General features: G+C 65.4%; 1 protein-coding gene and 2 pseudogenes. 2 read left to right on the top strand and 1 reads right to left on the bottom strand.

What is annotated here, in order from left to right; translation table 11 throughout:
* Positions 1-416, bottom strand: a pseudogene (locus JCM19049_RS21345) (beta-ketoacyl synthase N-terminal-like domain-containing protein); the annotation flags it as partial.
* A 126-nt stretch (positions 417-542) separates the two neighbouring features.
* Between JCM19049_RS21345 and JCM19049_RS21340 the strand changes: the two are divergent.
* Both JCM19049_RS21340 and JCM19049_RS15320 read left to right on the top strand, forming a co-directional pair.
* Positions 543-713, top strand: a complete 171-nt coding sequence (locus JCM19049_RS21340) for a TetR family transcriptional regulator (protein WP_279403359.1) — start codon at positions 543-545, stop codon at positions 711-713.
* Positions 710-1000: pseudogene (locus tag JCM19049_RS15320) on the top strand (TetR/AcrR family transcriptional regulator); the annotation flags it as partial. The gene JCM19049_RS21340 and the pseudogene JCM19049_RS15320, both read left to right, overlap by 4 nt.

The raw sequence follows: 1000 nt of genomic DNA, 5'->3' as shown, positions 1-1000 counted from the left end.
CCAGCAGCACCTGGCGCAGCCCCTCGGAGACCGCGATCGGAGCGTCGCTGGTGGTGTCCACGCCGCCGCCGATGGCCGAGTCGAGCTGGCCGAGCTTGATCTTGTTGGCCAGCGAGCCGATGGCCTCCATGCCGGTGGCGCAGGCCATCTGCACATCGTAGGCCGGGGTGCTGGGATCCAGGGCGGAGCCCAGTAGCATTCGCGGATCAGGTTGAAGTCCTTGGAGTGCTTGAGCACCGCGCCGCCGGCGACCGAGCCGATCCGCTGGCCCTGCAGCCCAAAGCGGGCCACCAGCCGTCAAGGGCGGCGGTGAACATGTCCTGGTTGGAGGCTTGCGCGTACTTGGTGTTCGAGCGGGCGAAGGGGATGCGGTTGCCGCCAATGATCACGGCCGGGCGGACGGATTCTGAAGCCATTGAGATTCTCCTGGAGATCTGACTGCTGTGACAGGTATTACTATAACCAAGAGTACATGATACTGTAAGTAACGTGAACAACATCTCAGGGAGCACCAGCACCACCCAGGACGGCCGCGCGGCGCGGTGGGAACGCCACCGCACCGAACGCCGCCTGGAACTGCTGAGCATGGCCCGCAAGGCGATCCACCACCTGGCCCGCAGGCCTCGATGGATGACATCGCCGCGCACGGGAACACCAGTAAGCCGGTGTACTACCGCTACTTCGGCGACAAGGAGGGCTGCGCCAGGCCTTGAGCGAAGTCATCATCGGCGACTTCCACGCCAAGGTGCTCGCCGCGGGATTGGCGCAGGAGGCCGAACTCGGGGCCCTGCACGCCATGGTCACCGCCTACCTGCAGCTGGCCGAATCCAGCCCGAACCTCTACTTCTTCGTCACCGCCCAGTCCACCGACGTGCTCACCGCTCCGAACGAGCAGGCCCCCGGATCCACCGGGGTGCTCAACGCCTTCTTCGAGGAAATCACCCGGATCATGACCGAACGCGTGGCCGACTACTACGCCAAGCGCTCCCCGGACCCCGGA

The organism is Arthrobacter sp. JCM 19049 (genome assembly GCF_001310435.1).
This window is presented reverse-complemented; position numbering and strand designations above follow the sequence as displayed.